At 33.0% G+C, this 17,272-nt stretch carries 21 protein-coding genes and 1 pseudogene; 17 read left to right on the top strand and 5 right to left on the bottom strand.

Annotation, left to right across the window (positions count from 1 at the left end; genetic code table 11):
• Window positions 1-410 precede the first annotated feature (410 nt).
• The 3 genes from QNH24_RS14130 to QNH24_RS14120 all read left to right on the top strand — a co-directional run bounded on the left by QNH24_RS14130 (window position 411) and on the right by QNH24_RS14120 (window position 3,631).
• Window positions 411-1,688, top strand: a complete 1,278-nt coding sequence (locus QNH24_RS14130) for an IS110 family RNA-guided transposase (protein ID WP_283868218.1) — start codon at window positions 411-413, stop codon at window positions 1,686-1,688.
• A 381-nt stretch (window positions 1,689-2,069) separates the two neighbouring features.
• On the top strand, window positions 2,070-2,744 hold the full coding sequence (locus QNH24_RS14125; RefSeq protein WP_283868217.1) for a M15 family metallopeptidase: 675 nt from the start codon (window positions 2,070-2,072) through the stop codon (window positions 2,742-2,744).
• Between the two features lie 260 nt (window positions 2,745-3,004).
• Window positions 3,005-3,631 carry a hypothetical protein gene (locus tag QNH24_RS14120; protein WP_283868216.1) on the top strand — a complete coding sequence of 209 codons (627 nt, stop codon included), beginning with the start codon at window positions 3,005-3,007 and terminating at the stop codon, window positions 3,629-3,631.
• A 346-nt stretch (window positions 3,632-3,977) separates the two neighbouring features.
• Here the strand turns inward: QNH24_RS14120 and QNH24_RS26380 are convergent, their stop codons facing one another.
• On the bottom strand, window positions 3,978-4,088 hold the full coding sequence (locus tag QNH24_RS26380) for a hypothetical protein (protein WP_488259936.1): 111 nt from the start codon (window positions 4,086-4,088) through the stop codon (window positions 3,978-3,980).
• A 403-nt stretch (window positions 4,089-4,491) separates the two neighbouring features.
• On the opposite strand from QNH24_RS26380, the gene QNH24_RS14115 reads away from it, so the two are divergent.
• From QNH24_RS14115 to QNH24_RS14105, 3 genes are all read left to right on the top strand, one after another.
• On the top strand, window positions 4,492-4,884 hold the full coding sequence (locus tag QNH24_RS14115) for a RidA family protein (protein WP_283868215.1): 393 nt from the start codon (window positions 4,492-4,494) through the stop codon (window positions 4,882-4,884).
• Window positions 4,885-5,981: 1,097 nt separating this feature from the next.
• Complete coding sequence (locus QNH24_RS14110; protein ID WP_054770744.1) at window positions 5,982-6,305, top strand: hypothetical protein; 324 nt, start codon at window positions 5,982-5,984, stop codon at window positions 6,303-6,305.
• Between the two features lie 919 nt (window positions 6,306-7,224).
• Entirely contained in the window at window positions 7,225-7,473 is a 249-nt protein-coding gene (locus QNH24_RS14105; protein ID WP_283868213.1) for a hypothetical protein, read from the top strand.
• A gap of 67 nt (window positions 7,474-7,540) precedes the next feature.
• Here QNH24_RS14105 and QNH24_RS14100 read toward each other — a convergent pair whose 3' ends face one another.
• Entirely contained in the window at window positions 7,541-8,074 is a 534-nt protein-coding gene (locus QNH24_RS14100) for a hypothetical protein (RefSeq protein ID WP_283868212.1), read from the bottom strand.
• A 134-nt stretch (window positions 8,075-8,208) separates the two neighbouring features.
• On the opposite strand from QNH24_RS14100, the gene QNH24_RS14095 reads away from it, so the two are divergent.
• From QNH24_RS14095 to QNH24_RS14075, 5 genes are all read left to right on the top strand, one after another.
• Window positions 8,209-8,352, top strand: coding sequence for a hypothetical protein (locus QNH24_RS14095; RefSeq protein ID WP_283872956.1), 144 nt, complete (start codon window positions 8,209-8,211; stop codon window positions 8,350-8,352).
• A 614-nt stretch (window positions 8,353-8,966) separates the two neighbouring features.
• Window positions 8,967-9,326 (top strand): hypothetical protein, encoded by a 360-nt coding sequence (locus QNH24_RS14090; RefSeq protein ID WP_283868211.1) that lies wholly within the window; start codon window positions 8,967-8,969, stop codon window positions 9,324-9,326.
• Between the two features lie 109 nt (window positions 9,327-9,435).
• Window positions 9,436-9,783, top strand: a complete 348-nt coding sequence (locus QNH24_RS14085) for an alpha/beta fold hydrolase (protein WP_283868210.1) — start codon at window positions 9,436-9,438, stop codon at window positions 9,781-9,783.
• An 89-nt stretch (window positions 9,784-9,872) separates the two neighbouring features.
• A complete protein-coding gene (locus tag QNH24_RS14080; RefSeq protein WP_283868209.1) occupies window positions 9,873-10,157 on the top strand; it encodes a hypothetical protein in 285 nt (94 codons plus the stop codon).
• Between the two features lie 472 nt (window positions 10,158-10,629).
• Window positions 10,630-10,863, top strand: coding sequence for a hypothetical protein (locus tag QNH24_RS14075; RefSeq protein ID WP_283868208.1), 234 nt, complete (start codon window positions 10,630-10,632; stop codon window positions 10,861-10,863).
• A 50-nt stretch (window positions 10,864-10,913) separates the two neighbouring features.
• Here QNH24_RS14075 and QNH24_RS14070 read toward each other — a convergent pair whose 3' ends face one another.
• A complete protein-coding gene (locus QNH24_RS14070; RefSeq protein WP_283868207.1) occupies window positions 10,914-11,213 on the bottom strand; it encodes a hypothetical protein in 300 nt (99 codons plus the stop codon).
• Complete coding sequence (locus tag QNH24_RS14065; RefSeq protein ID WP_054550329.1) at window positions 11,213-11,416, bottom strand: helix-turn-helix transcriptional regulator; 204 nt, start codon at window positions 11,414-11,416, stop codon at window positions 11,213-11,215. The genes QNH24_RS14070 and QNH24_RS14065 overlap by 1 nt, the downstream gene beginning before the upstream one ends.
• A 258-nt stretch (window positions 11,417-11,674) precedes the next feature.
• On the opposite strand from QNH24_RS14065, the gene QNH24_RS14060 reads away from it, so the two are divergent.
• The 6 genes and pseudogenes from QNH24_RS14060 to QNH24_RS14035 form a co-directional block, all read left to right on the top strand.
• Window positions 11,675-12,058 carry a DUF5906 domain-containing protein gene (locus tag QNH24_RS14060; RefSeq protein WP_283868206.1) on the top strand — a complete coding sequence of 128 codons (384 nt, stop codon included), beginning with the start codon at window positions 11,675-11,677 and terminating at the stop codon, window positions 12,056-12,058.
• Window positions 12,055-12,747: a hypothetical protein gene (locus QNH24_RS14055; protein WP_283868205.1), complete on the top strand. Its 693-nt coding sequence runs from the start codon at window positions 12,055-12,057 to the stop codon at window positions 12,745-12,747. Before QNH24_RS14060 ends, QNH24_RS14055 begins: the two co-directional genes overlap by 4 nt.
• A 28-nt stretch (window positions 12,748-12,775) precedes the next feature.
• Window positions 12,776-13,336, top strand: a complete 561-nt coding sequence (locus QNH24_RS14050) for a hypothetical protein (RefSeq protein ID WP_283868204.1) — start codon at window positions 12,776-12,778, stop codon at window positions 13,334-13,336.
• 243 nt (window positions 13,337-13,579) lie between these two features.
• Complete coding sequence (locus QNH24_RS14045; protein ID WP_283868203.1) at window positions 13,580-14,485, top strand: restriction endonuclease; 906 nt, start codon at window positions 13,580-13,582, stop codon at window positions 14,483-14,485.
• Between the two features lie 29 nt (window positions 14,486-14,514).
• On the top strand, window positions 14,515-15,864 hold the full coding sequence (locus tag QNH24_RS14040; protein WP_283868202.1) for an RNA-directed DNA polymerase: 1,350 nt from the start codon (window positions 14,515-14,517) through the stop codon (window positions 15,862-15,864).
• A gap of 324 nt (window positions 15,865-16,188) precedes the next feature.
• Window positions 16,189-16,361 (top strand): annotated as a pseudogene (locus QNH24_RS14035) (GMP synthase (glutamine-hydrolyzing)); the annotation flags it as partial.
• An 89-nt stretch (window positions 16,362-16,450) separates the two neighbouring features.
• Here the strand turns inward: QNH24_RS14035 and QNH24_RS14030 are convergent.
• A complete protein-coding gene (locus QNH24_RS14030; RefSeq protein ID WP_283868201.1) occupies window positions 16,451-16,600 on the bottom strand; it encodes a hypothetical protein in 150 nt (49 codons plus the stop codon).
• Between the last annotated feature and the right edge of the window lie 672 nt (window positions 16,601-17,272).

The following is a 17,272-nucleotide window of genomic DNA, read 5'->3' as shown; positions in this document are numbered from 1 at the left end:
TCATTGTTCATAGTAATAAACCTAATATTGTTTAGTATTGGCTTATTAATAATAAGATAAACAAAAAATCACTTCTAAATCTAGAAGTGACAAATTGTTAAATAATATAGCTCGGATGATAGAGAAAAGGTTTTTGTTCTGAAGTTGTATTCTCTAAAGAGGGTGCTTTTTTATTTGGCATTATGATGTAATTTTAACATAAAATTCCTTTAAAGTGTTTAAGTGTGATGGGGAAAAAGATATAATTGATAGGGATTTGTTTCTATTAAGAAATTGAAAGAATATTTAAAACCAAAAAGGAGCATTCCTGTTAGAAGGATTTTCAGGGGCTTGAAATCAGAAAAGCCCTCTTGTATGATGCATGAGTGTCAACAGCCATTGACCCACTATCACACAGGAGGACTCCTTTTATGAATTCTAATAGGAACCAAAAGATTAATCAAGTCTCTGAAAAAACACTCGTCATCGGTATCGATATTGCCAAGCATACACATTATGCATGCGCGGTTGATGAAAGAGGACGCGTGCTCCATAAATCGTTCCCTTTCTCGCAAACAAGAGAAGGTTTCGATGCTTTTTATGAAAGATTACTGGCTTTACGTGCTACCCATGAAAAAAGTGAAATTCTTGTCGGTTTCGAGCCCACAGGTCACTACTGGATGAATCTCGCTGCCTATCTGCAAGCACACGGAATTCCATTTATCATGGTGAATCCTCATCATGTCAATCGTTCCAAAGAGCTAGATGACAATCTTCAAACAAAGAATGACCAAAAGGATGCGCTCGTCATTGCACGTTTAATGCGAGATGGACGGTTTAGTTACCCACGTATTCTAGAAGGCGTGGAAGCTGAATTGCGTAATGGTACAACCTTGCGTGCCAAAATCCAAGAAGATGTAAATGCCTTACAAAATCGAATGATCCGTTGGTTAGATCGCTTTTTTCCTGAGTTTACACAGGTATTTAAAAACTTCGGGAAAATGGCGTATGCGGCGCTTGAAAAGACACCACTGCCGATGGACATTCAAGGGAAAACGCCAGAAGAATTATTACTTTTATACCGCCAAGTAGATGGGATGAAAAGTCCACAGCTACCAAAGGCAAAACAATTAGTCGAGGTGGCACAAAGCTCGATTGGACTGACAGAAGGCTTAGTGATGGCACGCATTGAAATCGCTACACTACTTTCCCAGTATCAATTGATGCAAGCTCAGCTTGATGAATTAACAGCCCAGCTTATAGAACTGGCAAAACAAATGACGGATTATGCGTATTTAGCATCAGTACCTGGAATCGGAGACGTAACAATTGTCGAGCTGCTTTCCGAAGTTGGTTCTCTTACACAATATGAGCATCCACGCCAATTAATCAAACTAGCGGGACTCACATTACGTGAAAACTCTTCTGGACAGCATAAAGGAAAAAAACGGATTTCTAAGCGTGGTAGAAGAAAACTTCGAGCTCTTTTATTCCGTGTCATGATCCCGTTAATTCGTCATAATGAGGCCTTTAAGCAATTACATGATTATTACACTACACGCACCATCAATCCACTTCGAAAGAAACAATCGATTGTCGTGCTCTGTGGAAAGTTACTGAAGATTTTACACACCTTGTGCAAGAAGAAAGTACATTTTGATGTGAGCCAAATGATGAAAGACCTTTATTGTCTCGGAGAGGCAGCCTAAGCAATCAGAACTCGACCTCTAACAGAAGGATGACACGGAGAAGCCGGCATTATTTTCACCATAAGACTACGAGTCCCTTAAGGAGCATCGCCAGCCTCTGCCTTATGAATAGACCGAACGAAGGAATGTATGCGCTAGACGCCAAGAGACATGGGAGGGTGAGTCGTCATAAGCATCGCAGAGATCCATTAGTGCATCATATAGTGGAATTAAAAGTTAATTTTTTTCAATTAACTTTAGCGAAGCGTACTCACCAAATGACAATGAATTGAAGAACTAGAAAAGACTATATGTACTATGCGGTGAAAAAATATTTTCATCATTTTTAAAAACGGGTCAGACCGTTGATATATCAACATTTATAGAGGGAGGACATAGTAAATGAGTTCAAGCGTAACGACCACTTGCAGAGAATTAACTGAGTTATTACCTGCTGCGCAAACTGCTTGCCGATTATTATTTCAGGAGTGTTTTAAAGCTGGAATTAAAAATATCTTTATTACAGAGACTTATCGCTCACAGGAACGACAAAATTATCTTTATGCACAAGGACGTACAAGGCCAGGACAAATTGTTACATGGACTTTAGCTAGCAATCATAAGTCACGGCTAGCTTGGGATATTGCTGTGGGTCCTCCTCATTCTTTATATGATGTAACAACACTCACTCAAGTAGGGGCTATTGCTAGAAAGCTAGGCATCATCTGGGGGGGTGACTGGGTTGGTAGAGTAGATCGACCACATTTTGAGACTAGAGCAAATTGGAAGATGCCAGCGGGCTATAAATTGGAAAATCAAGTAATTGTGCCAAATAGCTGTAAAACGAAAGTTGAAGTAATTGTTGAAAACAAACCAAAGGAGGAAATAAAATTGACACAAACATGGAATCCAGGCTCTCCGACTATGAAAACTGAAACAGAAAATTTTATTGCACAGGCAGTTAAAGATGGCATTGTTCAGGAATTACATTTGAAGGATTTACAGAATGGTGCAATGACCACTGATCGTCTAATCGGTTTGTACATTACGATTCAGCAAAGACGAAGTAATTTTTAAACAGTTCTAAGAAAGATTATTTGGTTACTAACTAGCTTGAATTCAAAGATTTGAAGCTGAATGAAAAAATTACATGCAGAGGTATAACTTTTTGGATGTTTGTTTGTGAACATGTTTAATAATTCTCTTCACCAATGTAACCTATTACATGATTAGAGGTTATTTTTTATCAAAAAATTGGTATATGTGCATGAATTTAAAAATAACAATAGAACTTCCTCCATAACCTATGTATATTTATGGAGAAGGGGGCTCAAACAATGAAAAAAATACTTATATTACCACTGACATTGTTATTCAGTATTTTACTAGTAGCATGTGGCCAAGATAAAGAGAGTGAAAGTGGCAAGAAAAGCGATAATGCTGATAGAGCAGCAGAAGAAACTAAAGATGAATCATTTAAAGTTGATAAAGGACTTTTAAATGTGGAGGTTACAATTCCAGCTTCCCTTTTCGAGGGTCAGGAAATCGATTCTGTTATTACTGAAGTGAAAAAAGAAAGGATTAAGGAAGTCATTAAAAACGATGACGGTTCGGTCACTTATAAAATGTCTAAATCCGTTCATAAAGAAATGATGAAAGAGATGGAAAAGGATATTTTAGAAACGATTGAAGAAATTAAAACTAGTAAGGATTTTGCCTCAATCAAGGATGTTTCATATAATAAATCCTTTACTGAGTTTACGCTAACTGTCAATAAAGAACAGTTTGAAAATAGTTTTGACGCAATGGCTTCAATGGGACTAGCATTAACAGGCATGTATTATCAACTTTTTAGTGGTGTTGATTCTGAGAAATTTAAGGTTACAGTTATTTTTAAAGACGAATCAAACGGAGAAGTAATTAACACAATTGTTTATCCAGATGATCTAAATAAGGGTAATTAAATTAAAAAGCACTCTAATGGGTGCTTTTTCTGTTGCTAGTGTAGGCATAATATACGGACAATTCAAATCTTTTAAGGGATGTAAAAACATACTTGAATGAAGAAATATATGATAAAAGTTGCCACTGAAAATCAAACAGTACAAAGTAATGTTGAAAAAACAGAATGACATGACTATTCTTTATGAAGATCATAAGTTCAACATTATTTGGGAAAATCCTATTATAATTGATAATAAAAAACTCATGTAAGCAATGGGGCAGAAGGAAGGGATGAAAAGACACCACGCACTTAACAAAATACCTGGTTTTTATAGCTCTTAACTAGATTTCAAATTATTCTAATCTTCATTTGTATTGTTTGATTAGTTTCTGTAGCTTGCTCTTTATTTGTTCACGTATAACCTGAGGATGTTTTACATTAGCCTCCATGCCTAAGCCCAGGAAAAAATGTACCAACCATGGTGGAAATCAAGAACTGGGAGCTTTGATTAAAGTATTTAGATAGCGTATTCTAGGAAAAAGTGAATCAGTAGTATAAAAATATGTTAAAGACCACTTTATGGGTGGTTTTAGTTAATGAGTAACCTCTATAAAGAAATGAAAGTAAATCACCAATCTAACATAATAGTAAGTGAAATAATATAATTATGAAATATATTGTTAATTTGATTACCTAGGCTAGCAATGGTAAAATAAAAGTAACTTTAGGTAAAGGAGGAGAATTCTCATGAAAAAAAGATCTATTCGTTTTTTAAGTATGGGTATGGGGTTCTCCACTGCTGTTTTTTTCTAAAATTGATATTCAAGGGGGAAGTCTGCCCTTTTTTAGAAAAATAACAACCTAAAGGAGATTATATCAATGAAATCAAAATTAGTTCGAAAAAATCCAATACAGGTGCCAAATCCTGTAGGAAAATATAGCCATATAACAATCATTCCTAAAGATGCAACAATGTATGCATTTTCTGGACAAATCGGTGTAGGACATGATGAACAATTACCAAAAACTTTACATGAACAAATCACAAATACACTAAAAAATATCGAAATTATTTTAGCGTCAGAGGGAATGGATGCCACACAGGTTGTGAAGGCAAACATTTGGGCAACAGAGGAAATAGATTGGGATTATTTCGATCACAAATGGGATACTATGTTTGGTGATTCTTATCCCTCAATGACCATTGCCTACGTGTCGGCACTTGGTTTACCTGATATTAAAATAGAAATCGATATATGGGCTGCTAAATAAAGTGAAAAATCGATAAAAACCTCCAATAAGATTATGAAAAGTTTTAAAACCAGAATGGATTTCTCCATTCTGGTTTTTCTTTTATGCAGTCAATTTCAGGAGACTGGATTACATCCAAGTTTAATTAGTGTAGAGTAGCTACAATGGCATGGGCTGCAGCTCCAAAGGTTAGTTAATGCAGCCTTTTTAGCTAATCCAATTACATGAATATGACAAAATTTTTTATATCGCTCAGGGTCGTACTAGATCAGGGCAAATTGTTACTTGGACATTAAACAGCAATCACAAATTACAATAAGCTTGGGATATTGCTGTTGGTTCACCTTAATCTTTAATAATGTTAATACTTTAAATAGAGTCGGTGCTATAGCTAAAAAGCTATTATTACATGGAGATGATCTAGGAAAGGTAATATTGTTTGGTCACACTTTGAGGTTAAAGCAAACTAGGAGACTCCTGTAGGTTATAAATTAGAAGGGCAACTAATTATTCCAAGTAAAAGCAAAATGAAAGTATAACTAATCATAGAAATAAAAAGTAGGAAATTAAATTGACTCAAATATGAAAAATATTGGTTCACCAGTTATGAAAACTGAAACAGAAAACTTTATTGCACAGGCGTTTAAAAGCATTATTCAGTAATCGCATATGATGGATTTACAGAATAGTACAATGACGGCTGCTGTTTAATAGGGTTTGTAACTTGATTCAGCAAATACGTGGTAAATAATCATATATAAAGTTCATCAAACTAATATTTTTAACGAATTGGATGTTTTTGTGAATTACGACGGAATGAAGTAAAATAATCAAGTATTTTAACAAAAAGGTTCACTAAAAATGTATCTTATGGCATTTAAAAAATATTTGGACGCCAAAAAAATGGCGTTGTACGTGGCGTAATTTGGCGGTATAAGGTTAAAAAATAAGTAAAATTGCGTGGAAAAAGGTGGTGACCGAAAATGAGATTTCGGAAACTCACCATTGTAACATCGGCATTGGTATTGATAGACTTTAGTTAACTCGCGAGATAAGTGATAATGCTATGGCATTTATACAGTTAGATAGAAATTATAAAAATAAAAGGAGTACAAGTTATGAAAATATCTAAAATAGTTGCTGGTTTAGTTGTTTGTGGTACGTTAATTTTTCCAGGAGCATTAAGCTCATCAGCACAAGAAGTTAATTCCACTGTTTCTACAGAAACTATTAACTATTCAACAGGACAAGAAACAAAACTATTAACTTCTACTAGTACGAACCCAAGAATGCATTTTACAGTTATACCGTACTATGCGGGTGAAACGTATGAATATACTATGATTACTATGGGTAAACACTATCGAGGAACTTTATATTATCAGTCTAAAGATAAATGGGGGTACTATTATACAGGATGGATGTATGAGTATACACCATAAAAATGGTGATAGAGTATATAAATTCTGATTAAGTATGAAAAAGACTTCTAATTACGTTTGTCTCACAATAGTCAGTTTATTAGAAGAGATGAGGGATTTGGTACTTACCTATAAAAGATCAGGACTCACTAAAATGAGTGCCTGATCTTTTTTTGTATATTTTATTTATTGAGGTCAATAAATTTTACATTATGGGTTTGGGATAAGGCTTTTTTATAAATCGGTATAATTTCCCTTTATTTGAAAATTTAGATGATGATTAATGCAGGGAGTGGGATAGATAAATGTTGTTTTTACTTTTACTAATAATTTTAATAACATTATTATTTAGATGGTTAAGAATTATTGCTTTAAATAGTAATATTCAAGTTGAACAAAATAAAAAAATTATTGAGCTATTAACAAAGAATGATAGGGAAAAAGTGGAAGAGGATCTAAAGAAAACTGAATAATACATAGTAGTAGCTAAACTTATCTAAATTTCAAGCACCTCTAAGGTGTTTTACTTTTGCTTTAAAACTGCATCAAACAATCAATTGGAGTATACACGAAACGATGAGATGGCCAAGTTGGGTGCGGTTTTGAGAGCAAGAGGTAATTACATATATTTCATCCTCCTGGGTTTATGATTGGGTCATAGTTGGAGGTGAGGATTATGAAGTTTAAAGTAAGGCTAATTTTAACTATAGGGCCAATATCAGAGGATAGTTGTTTCTGGTGCTCACGATAATGATGTTATTTAAAAAGTAGGAAACATGATAAAAAATAAAGAGATTTTTTGTCAAAACGAAGGGCGTTGGAAGTGCTACTTTAACATGGCACAAGTAGTAAGATTTCGTATTAAAATTAAAAGTTTTAAAGCATTCACTTAATGTGGGTGTTTTTTATTAAAAAATGTTGGATGTGGTGTTTATTAAATATGGCAATTGAAATGAAATTAAACAGGAGTGGGAAACCACGAAGATTGCACTGGTTGATCTTGCTGAAAAGCATAAAATATAGCTCAATCCATAAGAGCCGCGAGAAATGGTCGAGGGATGCAACCGATGAAAAGCAGCTAGGAGCCCAAAAAGGCAATACCTCCGCTGTTGGAAACAAAGGAAACCCTAATCTATCAAACCTATTTAAAAAACGGGACTCTGCTGCTGTTACATATGGCTTCTTTTAAAAGTTTCTATCCAAATAGACCATATTCATAAATTGTATAAGGTCTATTTTTTAAAATTTTTATATGATTAATTTATTTTAATCAGATTGATAGAGGCAGCTAGAAAAACCCCTCCATCGCAAGTTCTAAAGGTTGGACCTACATTTCTAAGTTGAACTCTTCCGCTGGCAGGGATGGATATAATTGTTCCTCCTGAATACGGTGAACATTCAGCCCTGTCAGTCTCTTGGTTGGTAGCACCATATCTGGTCTGAATGGGGTTGACTTGAACTTCATTAATGAATATTGCCGTTTGTGCTGTAGTACCTAAACCAGGAAAAAACTGAACATTTACATGGTAATCGACGTAATATACACCAGCCTGAGTAACTTTGATAGTCACTGTATCGGGGTCTAAAGATATCCCAGCGGTTTCACCTAAACCATTCCACGGCATAGGTTGATTGTTGGTAAGATCTATAAAACCAGTTTGAAAAAAATTACCGTATGCTGGGGTAGGTAATTGACCTATTTCACATGACTCTATCCCTTTTATTACTCTTGATGGAACACCACATTTATTACAACGTTCGCATGAACAATTTTTTTCACACGGATTCAAAAAAATCTCCCCTTTTATGATTTTCTATATTTTATTTAAAATATATTTTTTTGCTTATATGTTTGCTTATATTACCAATAATTAATAACTTGACAGTAATGAATGCTACTGTATCTATGAAGGGAGTTAAGTAAATGACGACAGAAGTAGAGAAAGTAGTAAATCCACATTTTGAAGTTATCCTTTTCGAATGGTGTTGTAAATCTCAACTCCTTGTCGGTGGATATGGTTCCTCGAAATCCTACCATTTAGAACAGTTTAGGGATTCACAGAAATAACTAAATTTGGCAAGGCAGAAAACCTGAAATACAATCCATTCAATCTTAAAACTTTAAAACCTTTAGATATTTGGACGCTTGCGGGAGAAGCAACTCCTAATCCAAAGCCAACGCATGAATCTACACCGGAGCCAGTACCAGGAGGAAACGGTCAAGGGGCTCATTAACACTTGAATTGGTTTAATCATTTGTAAACTACAATGACGAAGGTAAGAAGTGTTTACCTTGCTAATACTCGAGTAACGGATGCTATTAAAATCTATGAAACTAAAAATCTTCAAAAGAAATTAGAAGATGAGATTTTGTAAAAGGTCTAATGTATGGCGGAGTTAAGCATTCAAGTGGCGATGTTTCTGGATACAGCCCTTACTATGATGTGAGTGATGGATTGAGTTCAGATGAATATGAAATTATTCAATGATTAATCGGAAGAAATTTCAGGTCGTTAACAGTAGTGATTGCCTTCTTACGAATTTACATTTAATTTGTAAGGAGTGTAAAGGTGGAAAAAATAATATTAAGTGAAGATCAGAAAGCATTAATAGAGGATTTTTGGTACTTATATAGAATTGACAGGTGGTGCAAGGTCACTAGGAAAGATATGGGGATATTTATTGATATCAGGTACTCCAAAATCACTCGATGATATGGTGAACGATTTGCAAATTAGTAAAGGGATGGCATCGTTGTCTGTTAGACAGGGTGTTCAAATTTCTTTGTTTCGTAAAATAGGGATATCCGGTAGCAAGCGAGACTTCTATCAACTGCATACAAAAGCCTGGGCTTTGTCTTTGAATACTAACATTATACAGGGAGAGATGATGTCGCAATATTTACGTAGAGCGAAGAAGTTAGTTCTCACAGAACGAGCTGAATCATCAATCGATGAAAGTATTGAGTTTTTCGAATTTGTGATCGAGCAAATGAAGAAAATTTTAGATCAATGGGAAGAACGAAAGAGTAGTACAAAGTAGGAGGATGTAATATGCCAAAAGTTAATGCAAACGGTATCACTATTCATTACGAAATGAAAGGTCAGGGAACGCCAATACTTTTTTGCATGGTAGTGGATCATCTTGGAAAATGTGGGAACCTCAATTTGAAGCATTCTCATCACGTTATCAGATGCTTATGCCCGATTATCGAGGACATGGTGAAACGACAAAGGAGTTTCCTAATAATGAATATAATCATCATATCATTGTGGAGGATATCAAATGCTTTCTCGATGTGATGGGAATTAATAAAGTTCATGTTCTAGGTGTATCACAAGGCGGGCAATTGGCTACATTGCTTGCAATAAAATACCCAACATATGTAAATAAGCTCGTTATTTCTAATAGTTATAGTGAAATGCCTACTATTGCCGCTAGTTGGTATTGTCAATTTCAAATTTTATATTCAGTTTACTTCCTTACGATACAATTATAAATCTGATGATGAAATTTTATAAGGATGACCCTTATACTCAGCGGATTTTAAGAGAGTCTTTTTCAATTGATAAAAAGATGATTCTTGCGATGAAGAAGGCGCCGTTTCCAACCCATACCAATCAATTGCATCAAATACAGTCACCTACGCTTGTAATGGGAGGAGAAGGTAAAGTAATAACAGGCGTTGATGAAGGGAAAGGGTCAAGAACTATTTTTAACCATATTCAAAATGCAAAACTAGCACTTTTCAAAAATGTATTCGATCCATTAAGTACGATGCGTCGAGACATCTTTAATGAGATGATTATTGACTTTTTGGAGGATAAACCTTTGAAACAATATAATGATGTAGCTATTTTTAGTAAAAAGTAATAACGGAAACAAGAAAACAAAGAGTGTATATAAAGCCATTGAGAATTAATGTTAATCAATTTTATATTGCTGCACATTCTGAGTATAAAGAAACTATAAAAGGGTCACTTGATATGGAGTGCCCCTTAGAAACGAAATTCGGAGGTGTAAGGATAAATCAACTTACATTATTTTCAATATGACATGATAGCAATGTTTGTATAGTTTATAGCCTAAGAAATAGATTTAAAAATAAAAAAACTGTGACGGTCAACCAGCGCCACAGTAAGTGCGTGCGATACACTCAATAATTAATTTGTGCAAATAAAGGTTACCTATACATTAAAAAAGCCGAAGCGTCTTTCACACGCTACAACTCGAATTGGTTTATGCCCTTTGACGGTGCTTATAACATTATTATACCACACCGTAGGAGGGCAACTTATGGTATTGAGGCAACGATCCTAAAGCTGTTGGAAGTACAAGTGATCCAGTGCATGCACATGTTCAAATTAGAGCAGCACGCGAGGTACGTATTAACAAAACTAAAAACGAATTGTTGATGGTACAAAATCTAATCGATAAGGTAACTGGCGACATAGAGCAAGAAGTACTTTATTGGTTACTAGAGGGCATGCCTTTCAGTTGGAATGGTGCAAAGCTAAATATGAGTCATACAAGCGTACAACGAGTGCGTGAACGTGTTATTCATATGATGATGAAGTAAACAAAAATAACCCTGTCCTCATTTTAAGACAGGGTTATTTACAAAATATTTTACACTCTCCGAACAACGGCTAAATAAATAGATGATGATATACTTTGAATGAAAAACACAAGCATTACATAATAAATAAAATATTCTTTATCTATTAATTTAAACATTGCTACTAGTGCTACTCCAATTAATATACCAACAGTTAGAACAGAATAAGAAAATGACTTGATTTTAAAGATGAGCATTTGACCTCTCTCATCTTGCGACTCCATCCTACGTTCAAATGTAGATTTGTAAAGTTCTGCGATAATTACTAACACTGCTAAAACACAAATACTAATCGTAGCTACGTTGACCATTATTCATCCTCCACATAATTAAATACATCCGTTATTTCTTTCTCAAATGAATTAGCAATTTTAAAAGCTAGAATCAAAGACGGATTATATTTATTTTTCTCTAAAGCTGCTATAGTTTGTCGACTGACACCAACCACATCAGCTAATTGTTGTTGTGTCCATCCTTTTTCCGCCCTACAAATTACTAATTTGTTATTTAACAATAGCACCACCTCTATACTGATTGTAATTTATTTTTTACAAATTGTAAACTATTTCTTACATGCAATCTAGTTACATATGTTCCAAGCGTTACAAATGTATCATTTTAAATAATATACAGTATAAAATTAAGGGGAGATCGGACAGGTAAATGTTTCTTCCTTTGGTATTTATAAATTACTAAATATTAGGGACAGACAGACCGACCAGCGCCTCATAAACTTGTTCGAGGCTATGATGAGCAATCTATGGAGATTTTGATGAATATTCTCCATACGATTGTAGAAGAGGAATCCATTCCTGTTTTATTAGAGTATATTGGCATGTGTATGACAGTGGGGATATTGCATCAACAATTTGTTATTTTGTATGGTGAGGGTGGTAATGGTAAGAGTACATTATTAAGTCTTATCACCAATTTACTAGGTGCAACGAATGTCAGCAATGTGAGCTTAGAGGATTTATCCAATGATAAAAGTTTTACACTTGGCTTGCTAGAAGGAAAGTTAGCGAATATTGGTGGTGAGCTAGGCAAGAATGGTATGGTGGATATGAAAAATCTAAAGCTATTGACAGGCGAAGATAAAGTAAGGATGGAAAAAAATTTAAGGATAGTGAATTTAAAAGCAGCTACGCAAAGTTGATTTTCTCATGTAACTTCATCCCACCATTTAATGAGAGTGGTGAGGCAATTAAAAGGCGATTAAGAATTGTCAATTGCCCATATAAAGTGGCTGAAAAAGCTGTTTATAATAGCGAGGAAATAGCCATGTATGTAGCAGATGAAAAGGTTATTCAATGTTTAATACATTTGAGTGTTAAGGCTTATAGCAATGTTATTAATCATACAAAGCAATTAACTGTTACACCAACAATGGAAAGGCTCATTGAGGAGTATCTTAATTCTTTAAAAGTTGTAAAGAAATTTATGATGGAAAATGTCACGCTGCTAGATTATGAAATGCGTCATGGGAAGCATGAATTGATGACGGAATTGACGTATAAAAATCAGCAGAATGAAATGGAAGTATTGAAGCTATTAGAAAGCGATTATATGACGCTGGACGAGCTGTATGAATTATATTTTGAATGGTGTAAAAATAATAATTATCGAGCCAAAAATAGAGGGAATTTTGAAATAGATTTGTTTGCGGATATAGAAGGATTTGAAGGGCGAGTTGTGAAGAAGCCCATTAAGAAGAATGGTAAATCAAAGCGTGTGCAACAATGCTTTGGTGTAATTAAAGGTGAGTTGGAAGATTTTATAGAAAATAAAGTTGAGCAAGGTCATACGAATGGCAATGTGGTCAATTTAAAGTATTTAATGGGATAAGCATAATTAAATATGAAGGAGCTATTTTATGAAAAGCGATAAAAATAAAGTGATTCAAGTGGATTTTGCGAATAAAGGTCAAGAACAGGATGAGAGTATTTTTATTGAAGAATTGAATGGATGGCTTGGGATGAGCAGCAATGAGATTGATTTAGAAGGTTTTTCATGTGACTATGAGGCATTTATAGAGCGTGATTTTCAAGTATCTTTAGCAGCATATTATCAAAATGTAGCAGAAGAAAAAGGTGCATTAGAAAAAATTATTGAAAGAGAAGCAGGTGTAGTTTGGCATTATATTAATAATGCCAATGGCTTGCTAAAAGTAAGTGATTTTTACAACATTAAAGAGAAAATCAATGATACGTTTTTATTTGCACAAATAGCACTTGATAGAGCCGTAGAGATAGAAGGGTTTATTGTCTTGGTATTTAAAGAGTGTGAAATTGATGAGGGGATTTTTACTGATGAGGTAGAAGGTATTTGTACAGTGGAAGAAATGAAGGAATATTTTAATGAAGAAATTTTTAATAGTTTAAGTGAAGAGCGTCAAAAATATTTAAGAAGTATCTTTGAAGATACAGGGGAATAAGGACGAGTGGATGGAATGAGAAAAAGTTCCATTCGCTTTTTTATTTTTATAGATTCTTTATAATTCGTGTATAATTAAAGTTAAGTTATGACATAATAGGTTAATTCTTTAATAAAGATAGTGTTGTAGACTGTAAAATTGTCTATCTATTTAGTATGTAATTTTTTATTAACATTATGAATATATTGTAATTTATATATTTTTTGTTGATTGTGTATTTGGACAATGAAAGGATGAAAATTAATGAATATATCGGCTATAGCTATTCAATGTTTAAAAGAGGCTTTATGCAATATTTATTGGTATAAAAATGACTTGAAAAGTTTTTTAATGAATTGTATTTCAAATAAATCGATATTTCTAAAGGTGAATTGGACTGATGCAAAGAGAAAGATTGCTTCTGATGTTGTCGATAGTTTATTAGAAGATAGAGAAAAGAATTTAGGAGATATTCGTAGACTATTTAATGAAGTATCAAAAATGAATACTTTTAATCATTTGGAACACCTAGAAGATGGAGCATCAAAAGTATTGAAGGCTAGAAATGCTGTATTAGCTTTAAAAGAAGAAATTTCTAAAAATGACGCAAGTATAAAAAAGATAAGACAAGAGTCAGAAAAGAAAAGAATGGAATATGAAAAGTTAGTTAAAAGTAATGCTTTTTTAGTCAAATTAGATGAAATTAAAACAAACTACTATCAATTAACTAGTAGAACAGATGCTCAACAACGAGGATTTGAATTAGAAAAAATAATGTATGACCTTTTTGATTTATTTGATTTAGACCCAAAAGCATCATTCAGAAATGTTGGTGAGCAATTAGATGGAGCTTTTACTTTAGAAGGTACAGACTATCTATTTGAGGCTAAATGGAAGAAAAAATCAATTGATGCTTCTGATTTAGACGCATTTGTGGGGAAAATAAACAGGAAACTAGATAATACATTGGGATTATTTTTATCAATTAATGGATTTTCTAGTGATGCAATTGCTATTCATTCAAGAGGAAGAAGCTCATTAATATTAATGGATGGATATGATTTAGTTTCAGTGTTAGAGAATCAAGTAGATTTAAAAAACTTGATAATTAGAAAAAGAAGACACGCATCACAAACTGGAAATATATTTTATAGATTTAAAGAATATTGATTAGAAAGATGATTTTTTAGGTGAGATAATTGAAAAAATATATAGATTTCATGAATGAATTTAATGGTGATGATATTTTTGAAGGATTATTAGGCTATGGGTTATTTTGTGAGAAACTTCCACCTATTTTTGATAGTAGTAATTTTTATGAATACTGTAAAAACAATTTACCCACATTTGACACTACATGTAAAGAAACTAATTATATTAAATATGAAAGTATACGTAATACTAATATTCCAAGGGCTTTGGGAGTACCCAATCCAATAAATTATTATAAATTATGTCGTTTCATAGGTGCAAAATTTGTTGTTAATGTAGATATTTCTACTTGCTTTCCTAGTATGTATACACACTCATTGGCTTGGGCTTTAGCTGGTAAGGAATATGCAAAGAAAAATAGACAGCCTTCACATTGGTTTAATCAACTTGATTTTTATGTAAGAGGTACCACGAATGGTGAAACGCATGGTTTATTAATTGGACCTCATTCTTCAAATATCTTATCTGAAATTATTTTAACATGTGTAGATAATGAGTTAACTAAAAAAGGATGGAAATATATTAGAAATATAGATGATTATACATGTTTTGTAACTTCTAATGATGACGTACAAAGATTTTTAGTAGATATTAATGCTGAGCTTAGAAAGTTAAATTTGATGCTTAATCATAAAAAAACAAAAATTTCTCAATTACCTCAAACATCATCTGAAAAGTGGATTAGAAAATTGAGTGTCATATTAACTACTAACAAAAAATATTTAGACTATAAAGATGTGAAATTATTACTTGATACAGCTATTGAGTTATTGTATGCGAATAATAATAATGCAGCTATTTTAAACTATGTAATGAAGATGATTGATGGTAAGCAATTGTCTAAAAATGCACGAGTATATTATCAAAAAAATATATTACATTTAGCAATTGTATTTCCATATCTTATACCATTAATTGATACATATGTTTATGAAAATCAAAATATAGCGGATGAGGAAATAGAGGATTTTAGCAATATAATATATGTTGAAGGAGAAAAAACTAATAATTTTGAAATGATTTGTTATGCTTTATTTTTTGCAGTAAAGTATAAATTTAAAATTTCAAAAATAAGTTTAGATTTTATATTAGAATCTAAACACTGCATTAGTTTACTTTTAGGGTTTGTTTATTATAAGAAAGTAGCCAAAGAAAAGGACAGTGTAAAGATATTTAAAGAATTAGCCAAAGAATTAATTAAAGATAAAGACGATTTTGAAGAAAATTGGCTATTTGTCTATGAAGTTTTAACAGTAGGTTTTTTCAAGGGGGATAATTCGGATTGGAAAATTTTGAAGAAAAATGGCATAAGTTTTTTAAAAGAAGATATAGTTTGATTATTATTTTGAATAATAATTGATAATTGATTTAAGAAGGTGGAGTTAAATTCTGAAGAGACGTTTGATATGTTGGCAATTAAAAATGTTTCTCGTTTGAAATCCAAATTAGATTTATTTGAAGAGGGAGAAATCATCAAGATACCATTTCTTCCAAATCACGGGGCGATGAGTTGCAAAAAAATAAAGCTAATAAGTGTAAAGCAACTAACAAGTTAAAAAAGTCTACTTATTCATATAATATTGCAACACACCCCTTCACCTGCTATATTTGAATGAACAAAATGGTGTGCTAATTTAGAGTCACCATATATTTTGAAATAAACGTATGACTACGCAATCGGTATCCGCACAGTAACATCAATCGATGGTATGACTTTTTACTGGGTATGTATCCTTTGGAATGTACTTGGAAAAGTATCTGTAAGCCTTGTAGACGAAATAAAACAAGTCAACTGTATGATATTATATCTAAGCCATCAGCTACGATTGAGTAAGAATAATTAAAGCTTATAGTCCTATAGTAAGGATTCTAAGCTTTCTTCATTAAACAATACTCAATCATAAAAAGGAAGTTATATATTGGTTATTTAATTAAACTATTTACCAATTTTGCTCTATCATCTTCATTTTTAGTAAAAGGAATAGCAGCAAAAATAACATGATTCGCTTGTTTTAAAATTGTTTCGTATTCACTATAAGCGTTAACCGTGTCTTTAGGTGATTGACCGAACATTATACTTGACATCATTGCAATTTGTGCACAGTGTCAATATTATGTTTACTTAAAGATAGGTATTTTTCAACATTAATTATTTCTGTAGTTGTTGGTTGGTTGGGCTCAGATTGTTCGTAAAAGTATAGAAGATACTCAATTTTAGTTAATTCATTATCTTCATTTTCTATGTAACCTTGATAACCGAAAAGTTCATTGTCCTTAATAGAGAGCCTAACCATGTCATTTGCGATATATTCACCGTTAATAATAGAATTCCCAGCAACCAACCCTTTTCCATGTCCAGTGACTAATACTCCTTTTTCATTAATCCTATCCAAATCAGTTAGAAAATATTTTTAGACATAAATTTCCTCCCTCTATAAATGTTGATATATCAACGGTTTGACCCATTTTTAATGTGGTGAAAATATTTTTTCACCGCATAGTACATATAGTTTTTTCTAGTTTTTCAATTCATTGTAATTTGGTGAGTATGCTTCGCTAAAGCTAATTGGATAAAATTAACTTTCAATTCCACTATGTGATGCACTAATGGATCTCTGCGATGCTTATGACGACTTACCCTCCCATGTCTCTTGGCGTCTAGCGCATACATTCCTTCGTTCGGTCTATTCATAAGGCAGAGGCTGGCGATGCTCCTCAAGGGACTCGTAGTCTTATGGTGAAAAT

The organism is Lysinibacillus pakistanensis, from assembly GCF_030123245.1.
Taxonomy (GTDB): domain Bacteria; phylum Bacillota; class Bacilli; order Bacillales_A; family Planococcaceae; genus Lysinibacillus; species Lysinibacillus pakistanensis.
The sequence above is the reverse complement of the archived record's forward strand: the minus strand, read 5'-3'. Positions and strand labels throughout refer to the sequence as shown.